The sequence below is a fragment of the Paenibacillus sp. FSL H7-0323 genome (assembly GCF_038002725.1).
Taxonomy (GTDB): domain Bacteria; phylum Bacillota; class Bacilli; order Paenibacillales; family Paenibacillaceae; genus Paenibacillus_AQ; species Paenibacillus_AQ odorifer.
Window position 1 is genome coordinate 1,812,986 of record NZ_JBBODB010000001.1, and the last position, 24,280, is coordinate 1,837,265.

General features: G+C 42.9%; 26 protein-coding genes. 4 read left to right on the forward strand and 22 right to left on the reverse strand.

The genetic code is table 11. The annotated features are described in order from the left end of the window. Positions 1-15 precede the first annotated feature (15 nt). From MHH89_RS08315 to MHH89_RS08395, 17 genes are all read right to left on the reverse strand, one after another. Positions 16-1,056 (reverse strand): ThiF family adenylyltransferase, encoded by a 1,041-nt coding sequence (locus MHH89_RS08315; protein ID WP_076302608.1) that lies wholly within the window; start codon positions 1,054-1,056, stop codon positions 16-18. 73 nt (positions 1,057-1,129) lie between these two features. Beyond that, a complete protein-coding gene (locus MHH89_RS08320) occupies positions 1,130-2,683 on the reverse strand; it encodes an ABC-F family ATP-binding cassette domain-containing protein (RefSeq protein WP_036687697.1) in 1,554 nt (517 codons plus the stop codon). 114 nt (positions 2,684-2,797) lie between these two features. After that, positions 2,798-4,291 carry a serine/threonine protein kinase gene (locus tag MHH89_RS08325; protein ID WP_341086814.1) on the reverse strand — a complete coding sequence of 498 codons (1,494 nt, stop codon included), beginning with the start codon at positions 4,289-4,291 and terminating at the stop codon, positions 2,798-2,800. A gap of 123 nt (positions 4,292-4,414) precedes the next feature. Continuing rightward, the gene (locus MHH89_RS08330) at positions 4,415-5,431 is read right to left on the reverse strand and encodes an SAM-dependent methyltransferase (protein WP_076184506.1); all 1,017 of its coding nucleotides are present in this window, start codon (positions 5,429-5,431) and stop codon (positions 4,415-4,417) included. A gap of 47 nt (positions 5,432-5,478) precedes the next feature. Then, positions 5,479-6,264, reverse strand: coding sequence for an ABC transporter ATP-binding protein (locus tag MHH89_RS08335; RefSeq protein WP_282579836.1), 786 nt, complete (start codon positions 6,262-6,264; stop codon positions 5,479-5,481). Further along, a complete protein-coding gene (locus tag MHH89_RS08340) occupies positions 6,261-6,584 on the reverse strand; it encodes a thioredoxin family protein (RefSeq protein WP_038571558.1) in 324 nt (107 codons plus the stop codon). The genes MHH89_RS08335 and MHH89_RS08340 overlap by 4 nt, the downstream gene beginning before the upstream one ends. Beyond that, on the reverse strand, positions 6,581-6,925 hold the full coding sequence (locus MHH89_RS08345) for a cyclic-phosphate processing receiver domain-containing protein (RefSeq protein ID WP_076128423.1): 345 nt from the start codon (positions 6,923-6,925) through the stop codon (positions 6,581-6,583). The genes MHH89_RS08340 and MHH89_RS08345 overlap by 4 nt, the downstream gene beginning before the upstream one ends. Continuing rightward, the gene (locus MHH89_RS08350; RefSeq protein WP_341088800.1) at positions 6,922-7,785 is read right to left on the reverse strand and encodes a deoxyribonuclease IV; all 864 of its coding nucleotides are present in this window, start codon (positions 7,783-7,785) and stop codon (positions 6,922-6,924) included. The genes MHH89_RS08345 and MHH89_RS08350 overlap by 4 nt, the downstream gene beginning before the upstream one ends. Then, positions 7,775-8,590 carry an Fpg/Nei family DNA glycosylase gene (locus tag MHH89_RS08355; protein ID WP_076133771.1) on the reverse strand — a complete coding sequence of 272 codons (816 nt, stop codon included), beginning with the start codon at positions 8,588-8,590 and terminating at the stop codon, positions 7,775-7,777. The genes MHH89_RS08350 and MHH89_RS08355 overlap by 11 nt, the downstream gene beginning before the upstream one ends. Before the next feature lie 45 nt (positions 8,591-8,635). After that, positions 8,636-9,424: a TIGR01457 family HAD-type hydrolase gene (locus MHH89_RS08360; protein WP_076128417.1), complete on the reverse strand. Its 789-nt coding sequence runs from the start codon at positions 9,422-9,424 to the stop codon at positions 8,636-8,638. 293 nt (positions 9,425-9,717) lie between these two features. Then, entirely contained in the window at positions 9,718-10,656 is a 939-nt protein-coding gene (gene rnz / locus MHH89_RS08365; protein WP_076279308.1) for a ribonuclease Z, read from the reverse strand. 143 nt (positions 10,657-10,799) lie between these two features. Next, positions 10,800-14,177: a methionine synthase gene (metH, locus tag MHH89_RS08370; RefSeq protein ID WP_370511261.1), complete on the reverse strand. Its 3,378-nt coding sequence runs from the start codon at positions 14,175-14,177 to the stop codon at positions 10,800-10,802. Between the two features lie 179 nt (positions 14,178-14,356). Beyond that, complete coding sequence (locus MHH89_RS08375) at positions 14,357-14,782, reverse strand: FixH family protein (RefSeq protein WP_038571571.1); 426 nt, start codon at positions 14,780-14,782, stop codon at positions 14,357-14,359. 262 nt (positions 14,783-15,044) lie between these two features. Beyond that, positions 15,045-15,830: an HAD family hydrolase gene (locus MHH89_RS08380; RefSeq protein ID WP_340951278.1), complete on the reverse strand. Its 786-nt coding sequence runs from the start codon at positions 15,828-15,830 to the stop codon at positions 15,045-15,047. A gap of 34 nt (positions 15,831-15,864) precedes the next feature. Beyond that, on the reverse strand, positions 15,865-16,386 hold the full coding sequence (locus tag MHH89_RS08385; protein ID WP_076128411.1) for a hypothetical protein: 522 nt from the start codon (positions 16,384-16,386) through the stop codon (positions 15,865-15,867). 49 nt (positions 16,387-16,435) lie between these two features. After that, a complete protein-coding gene (locus MHH89_RS08390) occupies positions 16,436-16,645 on the reverse strand; it encodes a DUF896 domain-containing protein (RefSeq protein WP_036687717.1) in 210 nt (69 codons plus the stop codon). Positions 16,646-16,754: 109 nt separating this feature from the next. Then, the gene (locus MHH89_RS08395; protein WP_076128409.1) at positions 16,755-17,168 is read right to left on the reverse strand and encodes a LysM peptidoglycan-binding domain-containing protein; all 414 of its coding nucleotides are present in this window, start codon (positions 17,166-17,168) and stop codon (positions 16,755-16,757) included. A 251-nt stretch (positions 17,169-17,419) separates the two neighbouring features. On the opposite strand from MHH89_RS08395, the gene lexA reads away from it, so the two are divergent. The 4 genes from lexA to MHH89_RS08415 all read left to right on the forward strand — a co-directional run bounded on the left by lexA (position 17,420) and on the right by MHH89_RS08415 (position 19,895). Then, a complete protein-coding gene (gene lexA / locus MHH89_RS08400; protein WP_036687720.1) occupies positions 17,420-18,046 on the forward strand; it encodes a transcriptional repressor LexA in 627 nt (208 codons plus the stop codon). A 178-nt stretch (positions 18,047-18,224) separates the two neighbouring features. Next, positions 18,225-18,563: a L,D-transpeptidase gene (locus tag MHH89_RS08405; RefSeq protein WP_076217985.1), complete on the forward strand. Its 339-nt coding sequence runs from the start codon at positions 18,225-18,227 to the stop codon at positions 18,561-18,563. Positions 18,564-18,713: 150 nt separating this feature from the next. Then, positions 18,714-19,094, forward strand: coding sequence for a hypothetical protein (locus tag MHH89_RS08410; protein ID WP_139329870.1), 381 nt, complete (start codon positions 18,714-18,716; stop codon positions 19,092-19,094). A 222-nt stretch (positions 19,095-19,316) separates the two neighbouring features. Continuing rightward, positions 19,317-19,895 carry a hypothetical protein gene (locus tag MHH89_RS08415; protein WP_076217986.1) on the forward strand — a complete coding sequence of 193 codons (579 nt, stop codon included), beginning with the start codon at positions 19,317-19,319 and terminating at the stop codon, positions 19,893-19,895. On the opposite strand, the gene MHH89_RS08420 is transcribed toward MHH89_RS08415, so the two are convergent. From MHH89_RS08420 to MHH89_RS08440, 5 genes are all read right to left on the reverse strand, one after another. Next, on the reverse strand, positions 19,896-20,672 hold the full coding sequence (locus MHH89_RS08420; protein WP_076279302.1) for a methyltransferase domain-containing protein: 777 nt from the start codon (positions 20,670-20,672) through the stop codon (positions 19,896-19,898). It lies immediately after the preceding gene. Positions 20,673-20,709: 37 nt separating this feature from the next. After that, positions 20,710-21,492: an MBL fold metallo-hydrolase gene (locus tag MHH89_RS08425; protein WP_076184438.1), complete on the reverse strand. Its 783-nt coding sequence runs from the start codon at positions 21,490-21,492 to the stop codon at positions 20,710-20,712. After that, positions 21,485-21,982 (reverse strand): cupin domain-containing protein, encoded by a 498-nt coding sequence (locus MHH89_RS08430; protein ID WP_341086823.1) that lies wholly within the window; start codon positions 21,980-21,982, stop codon positions 21,485-21,487. The genes MHH89_RS08425 and MHH89_RS08430 overlap by 8 nt, the downstream gene beginning before the upstream one ends. 35 nt (positions 21,983-22,017) lie before the next feature. Beyond that, complete coding sequence (locus MHH89_RS08435) at positions 22,018-22,221, reverse strand: DUF5316 domain-containing protein (RefSeq protein ID WP_076184440.1); 204 nt, start codon at positions 22,219-22,221, stop codon at positions 22,018-22,020. Between the two features lie 426 nt (positions 22,222-22,647). Beyond that, entirely contained in the window at positions 22,648-23,337 is a 690-nt protein-coding gene (locus MHH89_RS08440; protein WP_076309784.1) for a hypothetical protein, read from the reverse strand. Positions 23,338-24,280 lie beyond the last annotated feature (943 nt).

Here is a 24,280-nt window from a genome sequence, read left to right on the forward strand (position 1 = left end):
TGTTTATTATGCTTTTTATCCAAAATATCGATGATAAAAGCTACGGGCAGCGGCAATATCCTTCGTTCCATGGATCAATGCCCGGCCATCTGCGAAGATCACCATCCGGTAAGGACCTTCCTTAAAGGAAATCAGATAAGGATTGCTCTCTACCTCACCGTCTCCTAAACGAGACAGACGACTGGCTGTTTCCTGCAAGTTAAGTTTCTGCGGCCGGGCAGGGCGGATCTGTACGGTATCCCTGCCACAAAGCACATCACTTCGTTCCGTATTTAAGGCTGTTAGATAAGGGTAGATCGGATGAGTCCCACAAGAAGGACAATTCTCCTTTTTAGCACTTTTCACGCCAATTTCTTGATGTTCATTACGCCATACATCGAAAGTCAGCAGTTTATTTCGTAATTGGTCCTTACGGTTACCGAGAAGCTTTAACGCCTCAGCTGTAGCATTTGCAGTAACCAATTGCACGGCCTGTGGGAGAATACCCGCTGTATCACAGGTATCTCCCCCTAGTGGGACTGTACCTAAAAGACAATGAAGACATGGCGTTTCTCCAGGCAAAATCGTATATGTAATTCCATAGCTTCCTACACATGCTCCATAAATCCAAGGGATATTATTCTTTTGGGCAATATCATTAATGATGAGACGTGTATCGAAATTATCAGTCCCATCCATAATCAGGTCCACCCCTGAGATGAGTCCTTCCAGCTCTTCCTTCCGCACATCCATAACATGCGCTTCTATGACAACCTCAGAATTAATCTGCTGCAGTCTGTTCTGGGCTGCAATGGCTTTTGGAGCTCTCTCCTGCGCATCCATCTCGGTATACAGCTGTTGGCGCTGCAGGTTACTCCACTCTACATAATCGCGGTCAACGATAAGAACATGCCCAACCCCACAGCGGACTAATGTCTCTGCAATCCCTGTACCTAACGCACCCGCACCAACTACAAGCACTTTTGATTTTGCAAGACCCTGCTGTCCTTCAGTTCCAAACGGCGCGAAACGTATCTGTCGTGAGTATCGATCTTCTCGCCCAGCGTTATGAAACATACATTATCTCCTCCCCATATCCAAAAAGCGGAGAACAGCAGGATGTCTGCTATTCTCCGGATTTATGATTATTCTATACCTGTACAGCTGACCACTGCTCAACATCCCAAATTTTCGTAACCCAATCTTCATAAAAATCAGGTTCATGAGATACAAGCAGGACTGTGCCTTTATATTCTTGCAAAGCGCGCTTCAACTCTGCTTTAGCAATAACGTCAAGGTGATTGGTAGGTTCATCGAACAGTACCCAGTTGCTTTCGCGCATCAAAAGCTTACAAAGTCGCACTTTCGCTTGCTCCCCACCACTCAGCATACTAAGCGGACGTGTAATATGTTCATTTTTTAGGCCACAGCGTGCCAGATGTCCACGAACTTCGTTCTGAGTTAAACTGGAGAATTCATTCCAGACATCCTCAATGGGTGTAAGACTAGCTGCTTTCACTTCTTGTTGGAAATATGCAGGGTTCAGATAATCCCCAAGATAGGTTTTGCCGCTGTATGTTGGGATCACTCCCAGAATTGTCTTCAGCAGTGTCGATTTACCCACACCATTGCAGCCAACAATAGCAATCTTCTCTCCACGTTCAATGACCATATTTAGCTGTGGCAGCAGCGGACGATCATAACCGATCTCGAAATCAATTCCCTCGAAGACGGTTTTCCCGCTTGCCCGGCTCTCTTTAAACTTAAAGGTCGGCTTAGCAGCTTCTTCAGGCCGATCAATTCGGTCCATACGATCAAGCTGCTTCTCACGGCTTTTTGCCCGGCCTGAAGTTGAAGCACGCGCTTTATTCCGCTGGATGAAGTCCTCTTGTTTTTTGATAAAATCTTGTTGCTTCTCATAGGCATCGATATGCTGGTTTTTGTTCATCTCCGCCATATCGAGGAATTTCTCATAGTTCGCCGTGTAACGGGTCAATTTACCGAACTCTAAGTGATAAACGACATTAACGACTTTATTCATAAACTCAGTGTCATGCGAAATCAATATAAATGCATATGGGTACTGTTTCAAATAGTTGGTCAGCCAATCGATATGCTCAACATCCAAATAGTTGGTAGGCTCATCAAGCAATAGTACATTGGGTTTCTCCAGTAGCAGCTTCGCCAGCAGCACTTTGGTTCTTTGACCACCGCTGAGAGAAGCAACATCACGATCTAGCCCAATCACGGACAGGCCTAAACCATTGGCCATTTCCTCTACTTTTACATCAATCAGATAGAAATCTCCGATATCCAGTTGTTCCTGAATGTCTCCCATCTGCTCCAGTAGTACTTCTAGTTCCTCAGGCGAAGCATCACCCATCTGCTCTGTGATCTTCAGCATTTCCTGCTCCAACTCAAGCAATGGCAAAAAAGCGTCCTTTAGAACATCGCGAATCGTTTTGCCCGGTGTAAGAATCGTATGTTGGTCCAAATAACCGTAACGCACCCGAGGGGTCCACTCTACTTTACCATTATCCTTCAAAAGCTTTCCTGTCAAAATATTCATTAGCGTCGATTTACCAACGCCATTTGCTCCAACAATTCCAACATGTTCTCCTGGTAACAACCGGAAAGACACGTTCTTGAACAATGTCCGATCCCCAAAATTGTGGGAAACGTCTTCTACAGTAAGTAAACTCATAAATTCTCCGCAAGCTCCTGTCTATACTTAAATAATGCGTAAATCAAATCACGTATAAATATATATTTTATCATACTTTAGCGGAACACTGAATTAAATGTTAGTCCCAATAGCCTATCTTAAGAAAAAACCACGGCGTTTTCCAACGTTTCGCTCGCCCTTAATGTCCCCTAACAGCTCAGCAATTACATCTGCCAACTTCCCTTTTTGTAAAAATGGATCTTGCTGACACGGTAGATTATAAACTCTATCTATACCTAAAGAATTTCGCAATACTTCAACAGATTGGTATTCAGCAAGTGGTAACCCCACTCTCCATTCCCGTTCAGGCTGCAGCCCACTCCGTTTAATCCATAATAAAGTTTCCTCCAATCGCCAATCGGCGCCAGAAGCAATCAGAATGGGAATATCGCTATGCTTGATTTCTTCCAGCGCTCCATCAAATCCACCCGTTCCCAGATCTAAGACAACAAATTGATAAACCCCTCTCATAAGCTCTGCTACATTCCCATGGAGAGGTCGCTTCCAGTAATGAACCTTCCTCCAGGAAAATGCAAGCTCAGGGCTCTTAGCAGGAACTGAAGCGCTCTGCGCGTCAAGCATACTGTGCATGCGATCATAAACAGATGAATCTGGAGATAGATCAACCCAAGCTGTTGAACCGATCTGTCCCAAATAACTGCTAATCGCAAATGAAGTATGTGTTGTTCCAAGTCCCGACCCTACTCCAAGTAAGGCGATCACTTTAGCCTTCCGTTTATCAACCACTAGGGGCACAGACACTGCTAAAGGATTACCTTCATCCATATCATTCTCCACATGAACGAGTGCTTGAATAACAGCTGTTGCCTCCTGATATCTTTCCTCCGGATGTGGCCGTAATAAACGTCTAATTATAGGAATAAAAGCTGCGGGAACATGGTCACGCAACTTATTTTCCATTCCAGACTCCCAGTGGCTGCATAAGCCTCCGGTAGCCATATACAAAAGTAACGCACCAAGACCATATAAATCAGAAACCGGCTGACTCTGCCCATTCCCATACTGCTCAGGAGCCGCAAATCCTACTGTACCAAGCTTCACCGTATCTTCAACGATTCCTTTTCTAAAATTCCGAGCGATTCCGAAGTCGATTAACATCAATTCTTTTTGCTTAGTTAACATAAGATTGGAGGGCTTTAAATCACGATAAACAATGGGCGGATGATGACCATGCAAATATTGCAGAACTTCTAAAAGCTGTTTAGCTATTTGTAGGATGAACTCACAAGGTAAAGGTCCGGGATTATCCTTCATCAGCTGACTTAAAGTTATCCCTTCAATATAATCCATAACTAAATAAGAATACCCTTCTTGATCCGAAAGATAGTAATCAACAATACGGGGAAGCCGCGGGTGATCCAGACACATTAGCATCTCCGCTTCAGCTTTAATGTCTGAAGGCATCTCATCTGAGCTTACACTTTCTTTTACAGCCCAGCGTTTCCCCTTTAAACGCAGATCCTCCGCAAGATAGACAATACTCATTCCACCTGTTCCAATCTGATCAATAATTCTGTATCTGGCGTCCATTATCTGCCCTACCCCAAGCTTCGATGCAAAATTCACCTGAACTTCCCCCTTTTTCACATAAAAAAAGAGAAAGCTTCCGCCATTAACGTTGTTACCGCAGATTACGATAACGTTAATAACGGGATGCTTTCCCTTAAGATTTTTAAATTAGGATCTAACTTAGTATTTAATCATATAAAGTGTTATTTCGTCACGATTATGAAACAGCTGCTTGGCCCGTTGAATCTGCATACGTTCGCCCTCAAACATTGCAATGATCTCTTTGATCATCGCTAGTGGTTTCTTATGCATCAGCTTCACAGTCACAATCGCTGTTCCGCCTGGGGACAGGCTGTGCAGCAGCCCGGTTACAAGCTTCGCCATCAGCTTAGGACTCCAGCTCATATCACATACAAGCAGATCAAATTCATTATCGCGGAATTTCACTTCTCCGGCATTTTTGCGCAGGATCTTCAGACCCGGGTAATTACGCAGCGATTCATGCATCAAAGCAGGGTCAACCGCTGTTACCTTCATTCCACGCTCCAGCAAGAAAGAAGTCCAGCCCCCTGGAGAGGCACCGATATCAAGCGCATTACGGAAGCTGTAAAAAGGAATAGCGAACTCCTTCTCCGCTTCCATCAGCTTGAACTTAGCACGTGAGATTTGTCCGTCTTCCTTGCGGAAACGGATTGCACCGCCATTCCAGCCGGATAGATTCTCTTCTGGTCTGGACACTCCTGCATATAAGGCATTCCCGTCTGCGTAGACAGAAATGACCCATGCCGGATCTTGTACTGTAAATTCTGCACCCAAGCTCTGCAATTGCTCCTGCAGCCATTCACGAAGTTCGCCCGGACTTTCCTGCCAGAAGGAAGGATCCCCTTTACGAACATTTAAGGATACTTTCTCCCCCTCTAGCTCACTGCGGCGGCTTAAATAAACAGCCAAACGCTGCAGCGCATCCATGGTTCCTTCATCCTGAAACTGCACAGGCTGTATATGACGAAGGAAAATGGGCAGATTCTGTGTGAGCAATCGTGATACTTCCTCGGGTTCAGACTGCAAGGTGGCTAGAAAGATTTCTCCCGGCAGCAGCAGCGTACTCTTCACTGCGCCGAACAAGCGCCGAAGCTCTTCCTGAGCATATGGCGCAAAGCCGTGATTAGCTGTACAAATATATCGGGAGTACACCATTTCTTCCGGAGCAGTGGTCTGCTCTTCGTTATCATGTCTTAATTCGTTCAAATCGTTTTGCCTCCAGGTCTAATTTTAATCCAGGGACGACCGCTATCCCATTCTACATCAACAGGAATATCATAGGTGGCCAAGATCATTTCTTTGGTTAATACTTCTTCTTTCGGTCCGGAACCAGCTAGCTTACCGTCGCGAATTAAAGCAACATGTGTAAAAAGCGGGACAATTTCTTCCACATGATGAGTTACATATACAACGGAGACATTACGTTGTCTCAGCTTGTCTACTTCAGCCAGCATTTTTTCTCTTTCGTACAGATCAAGACCTGCACAAGGCTCGTCCATAATCAGTAGTTTGGGGTCAGCCATAAGACATCTTGCCAGCATTGCTTTTTTTCGCTCTCCCTGTGACAAGGTTCCAAAAGGATGAAGTGCCATATTGCCCAGATTCATATCCTCTAGCAAGCGGATTGCCTTCTCCTTCACTTCGTGTGGAATGCTCTCGTAGAAACGCAAATAAGCGTAAGCTCCTGTAGCTACAACCTCCCACACCGGATCATTTAAAGACATTTTCTCCATTAAGGAAGGACCAATATAACCAATCTCTTTACGAACCTCGCGTAAATCACATTGACCATATTTATTCCCCAATACCTCAACAGTTCCTTTGCTAGGGAATAAATAACCTGTCATAATCTCCAAAATGGTTGTTTTGCCCGAACCATTTCGTCCCAAAATGACCCAGTTTTCGCCTTCCTTCACTTCTAACGACACATCGTCCAAGATTAGGCTTTCTTCTCTGCGCAGAGATAAATGTTGTAATGAAATGATCATGATATAACACTCCTTATGTATTCCAGAATCCGCTCAACTGAAACCATTGAATAATAAATATGCGGATCCTCTATCCGGTCAGCAGAAGCCACAAGTAGAGCAGGGACACTGGTAATACGGTATTGTTGGACCAGATTAGGCAACATGTTCACATTTCCGGCAACCATTTGGAGTTCAGCAGGCAATAGATGTGCCGCTACTTCCAACATGCGTTCTGTAGCCTTACAGGTACCACACAGCGGAGTATGCAAAAATACTACCAGCGGTTCTCCCGGTCTCGTGAGTATCTCCAGTAAATCCGCTTCATTCATTTCCTTCATTTCAGATCCGTCTCCCCAGCGATATCATAAAGCTTATCAGAACTTAGGGGACCATTAAACAAGATCATCCCCTCAGGTTTAGCCGCGTATAAGATTTCATACATTTCTTTTCTCCCTAAAACACTGGAGGTGTGTAGATAGATTTCACGGGGGTACAGTCCTTCCAGAACAATCCGTCTGGCCACTTCCCCACCAGAATAATCATCCGGTCCCATATCATAATCTAACGATAAAATACCAACCTCACACTCACGCAGCATCAGAAGACATTCTTCTGTTGTCCTGGCTAAAGCAAATCCAAGCGGACCTTTACGGAGATCGTCCATATAGATATGAATCACTTTCTAGCCCCCGCTTCAAACCAACTGCGAACAGTAGCTATTTCATTCCGATGACTGCCATCTGGACCCTTTTCAGTTTCCAAAACAACAGATTTTTTACGTAATGGATCAGAAGTTATTAAGCGCTTAAGACCCTCTTCGCCGATATAACCTTTTCCTATTCCAGCATGCCGGTCCCGTCTCGAATCAAAGGGAAACTTAGAATCATTTAGATGAACAGCTACAAGATGCGGCCAAAATCCAAGCTGGTTTCCTCGTTCAAGCAAGTCTTCCGTATGCTCAGGATTCCAAATTCCCGCTGCAAAAGCATGACAGGTATCCAGACAAAATCCAATCTTCTCGGGAAACTGGCTAAGCTCACGAACCTTCACCAATTCTTCAAGTGTAATCCCTTCAGTACCATGGTTGCCCGCTTGATTCTCGATTAGCAGCTTGGCGTTACCTTCCCAGGACTCCAGTGTCTCATTCATACATTGTATAATATTTTGATAGCCTTGTAACGGATCCATTCCAGCAAAATGTCCAAAATGAACAACAATACCTAAGGAACCGCAGGCTTCAGCAATTTCCAGATCATTAAGTAGGGAGTCTACATACACCTTTCGAGGGGTAGCGTCATCCCTATTCGCAGCCATATTGATTGCATAAGGGGTGTGGGCGATAGAGGTGATCCCTTTTTCTTGGCAAAAGAGTGCACAATCCCTTGTATCTCGAATATCAACCGTCTTTAACTTCAGACTGCGCGGATTTTTCGGAAAATATTGAAAACTTGTTGCACCGCTCTCCCAAGCAAATCGGGCAGCTCTCCCATATCCACCACGAATGCTGACATGAGCCCCTATTTTGGGTTTAGGCTTCATGCTGACAGTCTGGGCAATAAAATACTTTGCGTCCAGACAGCTCTGTTTTGATAATCGTTCCCCCATCGCGTAGGCAGGGTTCACCCTCACGGTCATAGACTTTACATTGGTCATTATAAGAACCCGTAACCGTATCACCGGTCATAAAAGGCATTTCCATGTATCCGCCAATCTCTGTCGCATCAGTCAATACTTTTTGAATGCTTTGATACAGGCGGGAAATGGCTTCCGGTGATAAATTCTGCACTAAAACTGAAGGCAGAAGCCCTGCGTCAAAAGCAATCTCATCCGCATAACAATTTCCAATACCCGCCATTACATGCTGATTCACTAACAGACTTTTTAACGCACCACGCCGCCCTTTTAATATTCCTGCAAAACGTTCCGGCGTCATCCGTCGATCCAGCAGCTCAGGTCCAAGCTTACCCATCGTTGCTTCGCTTTCCTTCACGGATACTAAATGTAAGAACCCTAACCGCAGGCCCATAAAATAAAGGATCTGATCACCAAATGCGATTTCTACTTGCGTATTACGATCCGGCCGTTCTTCTTCTGAACCATAAAAAAGCAATCCACCCAGCATTAAATGCAATAGTAATCTTCGTCCATCATGGAGATGAAACAAAATATACTTGGCGCGCCGCTCTACAAAAACAACACGCGCACCGATCAAGGCATTAATGAAAGCTTCTGTTTCCATGTTAATTGTTTTTTCTCTGTTCACAATTACATTAGTTATCGGAACATTTATAATACGCTGGCTAAGCAGCTGTCTATAATTCTCCATTTCCGGCAATTCTGGCATACTCATCGTCCCCTCTAAGTTGGTGAAGTAATAAGACCCTAGCTATTATACACCGAGAAACATTTTAAGTTCAGCTAAATCGGCACATATTTCATCGGGAGTGATCCCTGTGATGCTTTTATAGTGCTCCAGGTTCTCTGTAGTGGTTAAACCGGTAAGAACAAGGATTGTACGACAGCCCGCATTAACACCGGCAGCGATATCCGTACGCATATTATCCCCAACAACAGCAGCATGTTCAGGTTGAATGTTCAGAAGATCTGTCGCATATTTGATCAGGTGGGATTCAGGTTTACCGATCACTACTGGCTTCACTCCACTGGCAGCCTCAATTGCTGCACCAATCGTACCCGCACCCGGCATAACCCCATCATCTGATGGTAACATTAAATCTGGATTGGTGAGCACAAACTTTGCCCCGCTCAAAATCCAACGCGAAGCTTGAGCTAACGAAGCATAATTAAAAGAACGATCGATACCTTGCACCACATAATCAGGGGATTCTGTGACGATTTGGAGCCCTGCCTCAATGCAAGCCATACGCAGTCCCTCTTCTCCAAGTATCGCCACTGTAGCCCCAGGTGATTCCTCAGCTATGTAACGTGCGGCTGCCATAGAAGAGGTACATACCTCCTCAGCTTTCGCCTCAATTCCCATTCCACTTAAGTGGGCAGCAACGTTAGCTGCCGTACGCGATGAGTTATTAGTAACAAATAAAAAAGGGATATCCGCTTCACGAAGAGCTTTTATCAGCAGATCAGCACCGGGAATCATTTTATGCCCATGGTACAATGTACCATCTAGATCAATCAATAATCCTTCAATTTGTTCCATCACTAACCCCTCAGTTTCCACAATAAATTTAATTAATATAATAAATAAATAATAGTATTAACAAACTCGTAGCCTTTGCCCTGCTTGGATTTACAGAAAAACTCAATCCCTTTAGGTGGAAGATATCACCTACTGATTTTCGGCAATATGTCCAGCCATTCGTTCGTCTTTTACTCCGTGATTACTTTAAATCTAACACACTTCGTCGAATGAAATCGAACAACCGTCCCATCCAGCATTTTTTAGCATAGCACTGTCATTTCCTGCGCTTTCCCGGAAAATAATCATTCCCCCTATTGCCCATTTAGTCTGCGAGGTACCGGATATGCATTAAATTCCTCAGCTAATAATGTCTCTGGGAATAGGAGTCCAGCTTCCTCAAGCAAAGGAATTAACTCTTCATGCGAGCTGTAACGAGAACTGAAATGAGTCAGCAACAGCTGTCCTGCTTTGGCTTCTTTTGCTAACTCTGCAGCCTGACGGGCTGTACTATGATGATATTGATACGCCATGTCAGCCAGATCATGGGCGAAGGTTGCTTCATGAACGATAAGGTCTGCATTAAGAGAGAGTTCTAAGGCTCCCGAACAAGGTCTTGTATCTCCAAGGATAGTAACAATACGTCCTCGTTTGGGTTCCCTGACAACATCAGCAGCACAGATTCGCACACCTTCATCCGTAACAACATCTTCACCTTTTTTTAATTTCCCATAAATCGGTCCCGGTTTTAAACCATAACTCTTAAGCAATTCCGTATTGAGGCTTCCGGGACTATCCTTTTCCGTTACCCGGTAGCCATAGCTGTCAATCCGGTGCTCAAGTAATGCAGCCTCAACTTTAAAGCTATCATCCTCGAATATAATTCCTCCTGTATGCTCTACAATCTCAATCTTATAAGGAATTCGGGATTGGCTCACAGCTAAGGAGATCTCTAGGTATGCTTTTAATCCAGGGGGTCCGTACACCGTTAACGGCGCTGTCCCTCCCTGATAACCACGACTTGATAATAGACCTGGAAGACCAAATAGGTGATCACCATGCAAGTGGGTAATGAATAGCTTTTCCAGCTTTCCTAGCCGAATCGGTGAACGAAGAACCTGATGTTGTGTACCTTCCCCACAATCGAACATCCAAATACTGCGACGTTCTTCCAGCAGTCTTAATGTAACGGACGTTACATTGCGTTGTAGCGTTGGCACACCTGCATTAGTACCTAAAAAATATAAATCCATTCTTTTTCCTCCCTTCTGCTTATTGGCTCAACCATCTCTTTTCAATTCTAAACGACCTTCTTCCAGCAAAAAACCCCCCAGTTACGGGAGGTTCCGCTGAAAGGGATACAATCCCCTACAGACCAGGTATATAAATGAAAGAATTACAGCTTCTCTACATTAAAATACTGCGCTTCTGGATGGGCAAATACCATAGCCGAAACGGAAGCTTCGGGCTCCATCATAAAGCCTTCTGTAAGGTGAACACCGATATCCTCCGGAGATAACAACTTAAACAGTGGACCTTGATCTTCTAAATCCGGGCATGCAGGATAACCAAATGAAACACGGATTCCTTGGTATCTTGCCCCATGTCTTTGCTTCATCGTCATATCCGCCGGATCCGGGAAACCCCAAGTATCGCGCATCATATGATGGACGCGTTCCGCCAGTCCTTCTGCCACTTCAAGTGCAACCGACTGCAAGGCGTGTGAACGCAGATAATCTCCGCTTTCTTTCAGCTGAGTAGACAATTCACGTACACCGTGACCTGCTGTTACAACTAGGAATCCAACATAGTCCATAATACCACTGTCAACAGGTTTCAAGAAGTCCGCCAAGCACAGATGAGGCTCTACCCCTTGTCTCGGGAAAGTAAAGGTATGCAGGATCTCGGACGTATTCTGTGGATTATACACTATAATATCATTCCCTTGCGATTGTGCAGGGAAGAATTGATACATAGCATGTGGAGTAATGGTACCCTCTAGCATCGCTTGATGGAGAATATCGTCTACGGTACCCTTCAGTTCAACAGTCCGCTGATCTCCAGCAGCTAATTGGGCTTCTACAGAACCCCGTAACCCCAAATGATGACCCAGCAGCATTTGCATATTCACATAGGGGATAATATGCCCCAATGGATAGTTACGCAGTACGTGGCGTTCTAAATCCGGTGGAACAAATACAGGTGCATCTGGAGATATTTTGGAACGCACTGCTCTGGTTAGTTTCGGCAGTTCTTGCTTAGGCGCCACCGCAACCGCTGCTTCTGCCTCCACACGAATTTCCTCGGCAATCTTCTCCCGTTCTTCAGGGTTCATAAGCCGATTGGCAATATCCAGCCCGTCCATAGCGTCCTTAGCATACAATACTAGACCGTCATATTCTGGACGAATACGGGTCTTCGTAAATTTACGGGTCAAAGCTGCGCCGCCGACCATAATCGGAACATCGATCCCTGCTGTACGTAAATCCTGAGCGGTGAGGACCATCTGCTGAGCAGATTTCACAAGCAGCCCGGACAATCCTATCGCATCAGCTTTTTCTCGACGGAAGGCTTCGATAATGGTCTCTGGTGGTACTTTTATACCCAAATTAATGATCTGATAACCATTATTAGAGAGGATGATCTCCACTAGATTCTTACCAATATCATGCACGTCCCCTTTTACGGTTGCCAGCATAATTTTCCCTTTAACCGCTGTCTCATCCTTCTGCATAAACTGCTCTAGATGATTGACAGATGCCTTCATCACTTCAGCGCTTTGCAGCACCTCAGCAACAATCAATTCATTATTATTAAATAACCGGCCGACTTCCGACATCCCTGCCATCAGCGGTCCATTGATGATCTCCAGCGGACCAGATTTAGTCAATGCTTCATTAAGGTCAGGAATGAGTCCTTCCTTCGTACCTTCAACCACATAGGAAGCTAAACGTTCTTCAAGTGACAGGTTGGAAATCTTCTCTTTTTTCTCTACTTTTTTACCACGGAAAGCAGCTACAAAAGCAGAAAGCGTCTCATCATTCGTATTATAAATCAGTTCCTCAGCAAGATGACGTTCTTCAGCAGGAATGGAAGCATACCGCTCCACTTTCTCTGTATTTACGATCGCATAATCCAATCCAGCTTTTGTACATTCATAAAGGAATACGGAGTTCAACACTTCACGTCCCGCTTCCGGCAATCCAAAGGAGACGTTGCTGATGCCCAAGATCGTATGAACACCTGGAAGTGCTTCCTTGATCAAACGAATGCCGTCAATCGTTTCTTTTGCTGAACCGATATATTGTTCATCTCCGGTTCCTACAGGGAACACCAACGTGTCAAAAATAAGATCTTCTCCTGCTAAACCGTACTTATTCACTAGCAAGTCATAGGAGCGTTTAGCCACTTCCAGTTTATCTGTCGCCTTAATGGCTTGTCCCGTCTCATCGATGGTACCCACAACAATAGCTGCACCATATTTATGAATGATCGGCGTCACCAGCTCGAATTTTTCTTCACCATCTTCAAGGTTAATGGAGTTAATTATCGCCTTACCTTGACAGTACTGCAAAGCCAAATCGATAACCTTAGGATCGGTAGTATCGATCATCAGGGGTACTTTAACCTTTTTCACAACCAGTTCTAAGAAAAGCTTAATATCTTCAATCTCATCACGGTCAGGGTCTTGTACACACACGTCAATAACCTGTGCCCCACTCTTCACCTGAGCACGGGCAATTTCTGAGGCTTCCTCATATTTACCTTCGACGATAAGACGTTTAAATTTACGAGAGCCAAGTACATTCGTACGTTCACCAACCATGTATGGGCGGTTGTCGTTCTCAATATAGATAGGCTCAATGCCTGAAAGTGCAGGTGGATGATTACCTGTCAGCGGGCGTGGAGGATATTCAGAAAGTGCTTCCTTCATCGCACGGATATGCTCTGGTGTCGTTCCACAGCAACCCCCTGCAATGTTCAGCCAGCCTTTTTCGGCAAAGGCTGCAATCTTGCGAGCTAAAGAATCTGGAGATTCATGATAATGTCCGTTCTCATCCGGCAATCCTGCGTTTGGATAACAGCTCACGGCTGCGGAGGAGATCTCCGAAAGCGAACGAATGTGATCCCGCATAAACTCAGGACCAGTCGCACAGTTGAGGCCCATAGAGATAGGCTTCAGATGTTCTAATGAGATATAAAATGCTTCAATATTCTGACCCGCCAATGTAGTACCCATTGGTTCAATTGTTCCGGAAATCATAACCGGCAATGTGATGCCAGTCTTTTCAAAAGCATTACGAATACCAATACTTCCAGCTTTAACGTTAAGTGTATCTTGAGAGGTCTCCAGCAGCAAAACATCTACTTTACCGTCGATCAATGCCACTGCTTGTTCCTCATAGCTATCAACTAACTCTTGGAAAGTAACGCCTCCAGTTACTGAGAGCGTTTTTGTTGTTGGACCCATAGCCCCCACGACGTATCGCGGACGGTCAGGTGTGTCATATTTGTCTACTGCTCTGCGAGCCAACTCTGCTGCCGCTAGATTGATCTCACGTGCCCGCTGAGGAATATCATATTCAGCTAGCACAACAGAGGTTGCACCAAATGTGTTAGTCTCAATGAGATCAGCCCCTGCTTCGAGGTACTGCTCATGAATCGTCTGAATGACTTCTGGACGTGTTAATACCAGCATTTCATTACAGCCGTCCAGCTCATCGCCTCCAAAATCTTCTCCAGTAAGAGGCACCTGTTGGATCATCGTGCCCATTGCGCCATCAAGGATCAAAATCCTTTGTTGTAAGCTTTCCTCAAGTGTATATTTAGCCAACTAATAGTCCCCCCAGTAAAACATTAGAGTAAGTTTAGCAGAATAAAGGAATTTCGAAAAGCCTTCCTTTCCACTCTGCTTTATCTGTTATTGCTCAGTAACCTTTGCGAACCTTTGAATCATGGTTTCACAGACAGCTCTTTGCTAGGCATAGAGTGCTGTGTCCGGGCTGTCACATGTGAAGTGACATTATATTGTCCTTCCTTTTCAAGGGTCCCTTCTGCTTGATAGACTCCTTTACCAATTAGCTTTCCCTTAAGCTCTATTTTCTGTCCCTCATCATTTTTATTCACAATTTCGAACAGAACCTCTTTTGCATCATCTACTGCCTCGTTATCTTGGGTCACCACAGCTTCAAAGGTTACCTTTTGATTTACAACAACTTCTTCAGGACTCCATTGTAGTTCGACTTTGATAGGTTCCATAGACATGTTCATATTCATGTTATGTATTTCTGAATGCTTGGTTCCATTTGAAGAACATCCACCTAGTACTAGAAGTGTTGCACCTAATAATACAGCGACTAATTTCTTCGATCTCATCATTCGGAGCCCTCCCAATCATTATCGAATAATAAAAATCTACCAATTCATGTTATACATCTCCATCTATTATACACATTATTATTGGTTTTTCAGTATTTTGCATCAATTCCGCATTAGTCTTGTGACTTAAATCATTTACTTAAAAATCTAATGAAATCCTTATGTTAGTATGTATGTACAGAAAAGCAGCGAGTTTCTTAGGATCTCAGAAACTCGCTGCTTTTATAAAGTCTTTATATTGGAGCTAATAGCTCTGTATATCTTACAAGGATTGAACTAGTGGAAGAAGTTCCTCAAGGTGATTGATTTCATGATCCGGATGAATATCAAGACTAGGTGCTCTACCTTTTCTATTAATCCAGACCGCGGTCAACCCTGCTGCCAGCCCCCCACGGATATCCGTTGTCAGCTTATCGCCGACCATAACCGCTTGCTCAGGCGTTACATCAAGAAGCTCTAAAGCATGCAGGAAAATTTCCTTATCCGGTTTGCCTTTACCAAAGCTTCCGGAAATCACAATATGATCAAAGAAAGGAATTAACTCGGGCACACCATCTAGTTTCTCTTGTTGCAGTGCAGGACAGCCGTTCGTAAGTAGCAAAAGCTTCACTTGACCCCGTAACTGTTCCAGTACATGCATTGTTTCTTCATAGATGTATGGACGTTTTCTGCGCTCTGCTGCGAATTTAGTTGCCAAGGTCTCAGCTAGTGCTTCGTCTTCCACCCCTAACACTGCAAGTCCGCGACGCCAAGACTCTTTACGATATACCGGTGCAAGCTGCTCCAATTGACGGAATTCTGGCTGTTCACCTGCCGTAAAGTTAGCCCAGAGTGCTTCATAAGGATTAATTCCGATCATCTTTGTAAATGGGAACGTCTCATAAGATTCATACAAGCTACTTGCTTCCTTACGAACTGCAACTTCTAGTTCTTGTGGATCGATCGTATCCCCGGCGGCTTCACAAGCAGAACGAAATGCTTCTTCGACGCTCCGATCATCCCACAGCAATGTATCATCAAGGTCAAATAGTACAGCAGAAATTGGCATTACAGGTCTCCCTCTCCCTTTAACTGGTCTAGTTCTATTCGTGAACTACTTCAATGTTGTGAGCTTTAGCAAATGCTTCTAATCGTGTACTCATCGCATTAGTATCATAGCGATTCATAAGTTTTGTGAAAATCCATTTCGTACGTTTCCCTTTGTGCTTAATGACTACAGCTCCACGCGAAAGGGTGATTTTCTCAATATCTGCAGCTGGAAGTCCGCGTTCGCGATTGAATTTAATAGTGGACAGTCTTGCTTTTTCCACCTTCAAGTACGGACGACGGAAGAACAATAGCGCTGCCAGCAAATAGTACAGTACTACTCCCAGCCAATTAGCCAGCATGCCATTACCTTTGGCCTGATCAATAGAACCAACTACCCAAAACATAGTGCCAAGTATCACTAACACTACCGGAAATGCAATGTTGCGACCTTTAAAGACTTCGGCATTCTGGGTAGGAGATTTAGAGGCATAAATCGTATCCTTGCCTTGCTTCTTTCTTTGCTTGTTGATTTGCTGTGTGTTGCGTTGAACCATTCTTTCCCAAGAACGGGCCATGTGCGTTCCCCCTAGTCATCCTGAAATATCTATGAAAAGGAACAGCGAGCTAATGTTTAAGCCCCTTGTTACCTTGTTCATGCTCATCGTTATCTACTACTTCAATAGTATTTAATTGTGCTCGGAAGTTATTGCGGATATTCCCCAGGTAAATTTCACGAAGCTTGGCGCGTTCCGCCACTTCCTCTTGATTAAGGCCTACGCTCTTCTGTTTGCGTGCCAATTCGTTAATTCGCGCGACCAACTCATCAATATTCAATACTTTCCCTCCCCCTATAAATTAATTCTAACTCTGCCATGAGAAAAAGAGCTTGTCAAGGTCTACTCCCTGCAAGCTCTACTGGTCATTCTATTATGTTCTCAGAAAATTAATAAATAGGTAAAGTAAGTATGTCTCCAGCGTTAATTTGACTACTCTTAATCCCACTTGAACGTTTAATTCCTTCTATATAAACAACTGTCTTCATATCAGCTGGTTTATTCTTAAGGGCAATACTCCATAGTGTATCTCCACGTTCAACCACAATCCGCTTCTCTTCCTTCATTATAGTCGTCGATCCTGCAAATACATTTCCCACTACTGTTAGGCCAGATAATACTAGCACGAAAATCAATATTAACTTAATAAAGAAATCTTGACGGAACAACGAAATCATCCCTCCAAGCAAACGTTCCGTTATCTCTTTCACCTTAGCGGAATTACGGGCAACGTCATTATGTCCTATAGATTCAACCACTGGGGCCTTATCGTAGATGCTGCGGTATGTACTGTATTTTAGCATAATCATCATCCTCCAAACACTTGTTCTTACTTTCGAATTTATAATAACACGAACATGTGTTTTGTTCAATACTATTTCAGAACAATTGTTCTCTTTTTTTCGAGAGACTCAAACGGTTCATTTTATTATCATTCATCTACCATTTTTTAACTCTAGCAGATTAATATTTATAATAGTTAGAACTTATGTTTGTGCGAACGGTAGTTCTATGTTATAATTTTCCCAAACATTACTATATGGGGTTGATTCCAATGTCAAAGATTTCAAGTCGCCAGCTGGCGATCCTGGAATTTATACGAAGCGAAGTCCGCAGCAAGGGTTATCCACCTTCCGTCCGGGAAATTGGAGAAGCTGTTGGCCTTGCTTCCAGCTCCACAGTTCACGGTCATTTGGACCGGCTTGAGAAGAAGGGACTTATTCGTCGAGATCCAACGAAGCCACGTGCAATAGAATTACTAGGCCAAGAGGATTCAGAGAATGTTCACCAATTCGCGCAGACCATCTCACGGATTCCTGTCGTAGGTAAAGTTACCGCCGGGGTACCTATCACTGCTACAGAGAATATCGAAGACTACTTCCCACTTCCTACTCACTATGTAGGTGACAACAAAGTATTTATGCTGTCTGTCATGGGTGATAGTATGGTTGACGCAGGCATTATGAATGGTGACTATGTGATTGTTCGCCAACAACAAACAGCGGACAACGGAGATATCGTTGTAGCCATGACCGAAGAAGATGAAGCAACCGTTAAGACCTTTTACAAGGAACGTGATCATATACGGCTTCAGCCGGAGAATCCAGCTTATGAGCCGCTTCGCCTTAATCGCGTAACTATTCTCGGAAGAGTCATCGGATTGTTTCGAGATATCCACTAAGTATGCACTTCTAACATAAAAGGCTGTTCCGCATATGCGGAACAGCCTTTTTTCTACGTTTTTTTGCTTTTCCAACCACTTACGAACATTTGTTCCCAATGGCTAAAATGGCCATTTTCTATGAATAACCCTTTAGGCGTTCTGCTCATATCCTAATTAGAAAGGAGTGTTGCGTATAATGCCCAACTACCGAATTATTGTAGATCTGACCCAACGAATGTTATATCTTCTGGACAATGATATTGTGATTAGAGGTTACCCTGTCGGCATCGGTAAGATGTTAACCCAATCCCCAGTGGGTGAATTCACTATTATTAACAAACAACCCGACCCAGGGGGTCCCTTCGGTGTGTTTTGGATGGGACTGTCTAAACCACACTACGGAATTCATGGAAACAATGACCCTTCCTCCATTGGGAAAGAGGTGTCCCACGGCTGCATCCGGATGTACAACGAGGATGTGTTAGCACTCGCTGCTATTGTCCCTATAGGCACACGAGTAACGATAAGAAATTAAATTCGAATGGAGGCTCGGCAACCCCCAAATCACATTAAAAAATGGGGGTCATTACATAAGTAAGTATTTTTTCATTAGCATACTAGGAGTTTCGTGATTATATGTCGAATATTGTTAACAGGATTGCAAATTGAAAAGGATGTGTTTAGTTTGAATAATTCAAAAATTAGAACCCTCGTCGATTTTAAAGTCGATGCACTGGGTAAGCTGTCCGGTTTACTTTTAAATGATGAACAAGCTAGTGGAAAAAAAGTGAATTTGCTCACCTCTTTTGGCAGCATTCAGGGAATCGTCTCTCCAACCGTCTCCAACAAAGAGGATGTATTTGATTTAAAATCTTTGATGGATGATGTAATTGTAGACGAATACATATCTTATTTGGGAGCAGAACACCCTGATAAAAATTTCAGCTATAACTTTGTTGTCCTCAATGACGTTACTGTAAGACCTTATGCTAGTTATGGGACTCCGATCGAATACAAACAGCTGATTGTTTATACCGATCATATCACTGCCTTCAATTTTCTATAGGTTTTCATAATCATCTTAAAAAGCACCCTTGCAGCAACCCCCAATTTTGCATCATTTGCAGAATCGGAAGGTTTCTCTGGGTGCTTTTTTTGGGTTAATCGTGAAGCCGATCCTATAATTCCACGAATTTCCCTTTTAAAAGATACTAGTGGAGATCATTCAGGCATATCTTTCAATAAGCAACAATTTGAGTCTAATGAGATAACTAGGAGGTGTGATTATATGCTGATTATCTTGATGTACTTATTTGCTATTTTAGGAGTTGTTTTAATTCTAAGTGCCGCCATTATAAAATTGAAAACGCTATCTGCTTCATCTGAAATTTCTAAGCTAGTTAATGCGACCTCATCTTTTAACATCAGCTTCACCAAAACATTCATTCCCCCCAATCAATCTCACTTGATTGCACTTAACGAGCCTAATAAAAAATTGGCAATCGGTACCAAAAATCCGAAGAGTAACAAAAAAGCAGTAGCAAAGCTATACTCTTTTGATAATGTAATGGGATCCGAGATTGTGGTTAACGCACTCACCCTTTCAAAAGTCTCCAAAAGACATCAAAACAGCAAAACTACTGCAACAAGTGCAGATATTAACGTCCTTAAGGAAGCTGATGAAGAAGCTAATGTGATTGAAGAGCTTACGCTTAAAATATATATGAACAGCAAAGAAACGCCTGTGTATTGTATCTCCTTCTTGCCGGGTTTATTGCCTATTCAACAATCCGACAACCAGTACAAGGAAGCTTACTCCCAAGTACAACAATTACATGCACTGTTCAGGTCAATCGTATCTGAATAATTAAGTTGTTTTTTGCGCAATAAGATGTGTGAAAATAGCAACGTCCTTGTATGGAGATAAACTGCTTAACTTAAGCTCTAGCTCCACCATTTCTACATGCCATTGCTCATCCATTTTTATTTCATTATCCACAATATATCCGTAGATATTATGTATTCCGTATATACTTCTAATCTCATAACCACACTCCGCGAGCCATTCCACTAATTGATCTTTTGTATAGATGGTAATGTCTGTTTGAATAATGCCGCTATATTCCTGCGTGTTTCCAATACTGTCTATAGCCCCCATAGGATCTTTATTCATAACGGCTTTTTTCATCACTTTTGCCACTGGATTATGAGTTATAAGAGAAAGCATTCCGTTTTCATTTTGTTTTTTACTAATGTCCATTAACAATTGTTTTGGATCATCGAGATATTCAAGCACATTATGGCAAAAAATCCAGTCATATCCGTCCGCTAATACATCTGCATCTTGTAGCGTTGCCGATCTAAAGGCTATGTTAAGACCGTCTTTACATGCAGACTCTTGCGCAATGACTATCATCTCTGGAGTCGGATCTATCCCTGTAACTGTATAACCTTTTTTTGCGAATTCACGACTGGTTATCCCAAAACCACAGCCGATATCTAAAATAGATTGAACCTCTTCAGAGCTGCAGTGATTGTCAATTTGCTGCCAAGCGGAATGATAAAACAATCTCCCCCAAGGCATTTTAATGTAGTTTAAATAAGAATCCATTGATCTAGCAAAAGCCTTTGATGTAGACGCCATATCGCCATACCCCCATTTGTTTTCGACATAAAAAAATCTAAAATTGCACACTAAACCCATCAAACTGGTGAATGCCCGTACCATGTGCCACTACCTTTTGCTCACGTAACTCACGAACCGCCTTTTTGACCTCTTGTAAAATAGATGGATCTAAACCCAGTGTATTATGAGAACCGAATACTTGGGTAACTCCTGGAATTTCCGTAATCTTTTCTAAGGAGGCCACTAAATCAACCGGACTAGTCGAAGGGTAAAAGGCATAGATTGGCGTAACGTCATACAATAAATCACCTGTAAACAGATATCCGTTGGCATGATCAAAAAGGCTGATATGACCTGGCGAATGACCTGGTGTGTGGTATATTTCTATTTTACGCCCGCCTATGTCGAGCACATCCCCTTCTTGTAAAAGAGCTGTTGGCTTCCCTTGAAAAGGTATGTAGGTGTTAGGATCAAAGGTTTCAGGAACAGGAAGGGTGATGTCCCGGCTCATATCTTTTCGAATCTGGGCAAGGGACAAGCCTTTTATTCCGTTAATCAGCCAATCCTCATCCGCTTTATGAACATAGATTGTCTCGAATTGCCCATGACTGCCAATATGATCTGCATGCACATGCGTAGTTATGACAGCGATAGGTAAATCCGTTAACTGATCCGTTATTCTTTTTATATTATCAATACCTAATCCCGTATCAATTAACGCGGCTTGTTTTTGCCCCAAGAGTAAAAAAGAATGCACCTTTTCCCAATGTCCATATTCACTGATTGCATAGGTGGTCGGATCAATTTCCGTTACTGTAAACCAACGATCTTTAATCAATTACGCCCCCCCCATTCCATTTTCCCCTTACATGCTCTTCTCCCTTACAATAATCCGCCTGTTCATCTGCTTGATAGATTTCTTGATAGGGCAAAATGTTGATTTTGCCTGAGTCTGGATATTCGCAAACATCTATTCCCTGATTCGTTCGGAGATCCAGATACCTGCATGGTGCATCGGAATGATTATAAAGCTGGTGCGCCCCTTCCGGTCCCATTTCAAAAAATATTACATCCCCTTCAGTAACCTCCGTAAAACCCTCGGGTGTTCTTAACATCGCTTTTCCCGCTAAAATCACAAATATTTCTTCAGCATTTCTATGAAAATGATAAGGAAAAGAATATTTATCAGGATCTAAAGATCTGATATCAAAAACTAAATGCTTGGAGCCCACCATTTCAGCTAACCTTTCACTCGTATGCCAAGCAAACTCTGGGATCGGGGACTGTTTTTGTGTAAAAGAGACCGTATTTTCATTAAAAATCTTCACCATCTGCAACACTCCTCCTTATGTTGTGCGTTCATTTACAACAAATAAAGAATCCCAGCTACAGCTAATGAAATAAGACCACCTAAAGCGGACCAATTCGCTACTTTGTTTTTAGCTTTACGGTCTTGCTTAGATTCCGAATAAAAGTTACCTCTTTGTTGTGTACCTGTCGTGAAGGCTCCAACACATATACCTGAAATTATAAAGAAGCCCAATCCTATGTAAATAAAAATTTGCATGAACTTACTCCTTCCCAGGAAAGAATTAGTTATCTATATATAAGATATTTTAACATTAAATCCCTCTACTACGTGCCATGACTTTCGGACCCAGATGACGCTATTTGCTAATTTTGAGCCTTTGAAGCATGGTTTCGGACTCCAGTGACGTTATTCCTAAGGATGAGGCTCATATTGAGCGTTTTTAATGCCAATAGCGACTATGGAGTCCTTTAGTATCCCAAATGTGAGATAAAGCTCCATATAAGGTCTGTTGGGTCCTATAGCGGGCTCATATGCGAAATTTGCAACCTCAGCAAACGAAAATTGGCGTTCGAATGAAGTAAGGTACCAAAAAGAAGAAGAAGTGTGCCAACAACCATTTTTTTGATTATGGTTATGGCACACCCCTTCTACTCCGCACAACTCCTACGGCTCTGATCACACTTAATTCCTTTCAAGTTCAAGTGTTGCCAGTGAAACCATCACCCAAGGTGCAAACTTATTCGACGAATCCCCCTTAGGATTGTGTATCCGAAAAAGAAAAGCTTCCCCCGCCTGATTCTTCCAGACCATATAATCTTCTATCCCTTTATCACCGGTTGCCTGCAGATATAATTCTGCAAAACCTAGAGGATGTTCAATTAGTTCCCCGCTATGGTCGTTTGCTTTGCCAATTGCAGAAAGCTCGGTTTGTCCCTGCTGCTTCAAAGCTGTGAGATCGTAACCGGCAGGCAAGTGTTCAATTTGGGCATAATAGGTTGGATCCTTAGTCAATAATAAACGATTAGACTGCGAGTCTAGTGTGAAATCCTGAAAGACATACAGGGAATATCCATCACCTTGCTCAAGTGTACCTTCTTGCCCTGAAATCCCTCCCTCCTGTTCACCAAATGCTTTGGTCTTTGGCCGATCGGATGTTAGAGGATCAGTGGCCTCCGGACTGGCGGACTCCTGCACCTCCATAGAAGGAGTAGCAGAAGGTTCAGGAGTGGTTGTAGCTTCGACAACTGGCATAGGCGCTGCACTTGACGCTGTAGGTTTTGCCTCGTCTGTTGTTTTATTGTTACTACATGCACCGAGAATTGAGGAAGACAGAAGAATACTAGTAACTGTAGTTAATAATATTTTTTTCATTACGCACCTCCTTATTACTATATTAGTTATTACCCACATGAGTGACGTGTCCTCTTAATCTTCAAACCTTTTCTTCATTTTTATTGCTACGGATTGAAAAATTTCAAACAATCGACTCGTTCTTATTAACAGCTATGGAGTTGTGCTCGAAATTCAAATTGTTCCCGGACGATTCGGGCACCTACTATCTTAATTAATGCCACCAGATTCCATAAAGTGACCCATGAGATCTTAGTTCTTCTCGGTTTCATAAGGTTAATTGGACTGAGCAAGAGCAAGGTAGACGATACAACAATTAAAGTGAAAAAACTTACAATCACTTTTACTTTAACACTTTTAGAATATACAAAAATAATAAAATAGCGACTCACAGCCAACCGCGGGGGGTTCTGTAAATCGCCATTCTTAATGATCTGTAACTCAGGTCTTGTGTCAATACTCTTTGATAAATTCTTTTATAGTCAGAGCGATGCGGGAATATAACCAATGACTGACCATGACTATGTATAATCGTCTATAGAGTTATTTTTTTGATTTATAACTTCTTACTAATAAACTAATACCTTTAAAAATCAAAACCACTAATATCCCGAAAATTATCAAAGTTAATATTAAGTTTGACCAAACTATATCCAAATTCACTCCTCCGTCTCTGCATTTAATTCTTCTATCTCCAATGATATCCCATTATTTATGATAAATGAACAACTTCTTACACATCAAAATTATTAGCCTGTATAATATCCTCGATTAACAAACTGTTTGTAGGCGTTTTATAGGTATATCATAAATGATACTCAAAAGGCCAGCAGGCTGCCTATACAAAAACAAAGTAAACCCTCAATGGCAAAGGCGTTAAAGTTTTATCAGTTTAAGATTACAGTTAGATTACAGTTACTAAAGCGGCACTTAGTCACTAAGCTGCTGATATCACTAAAAGCTA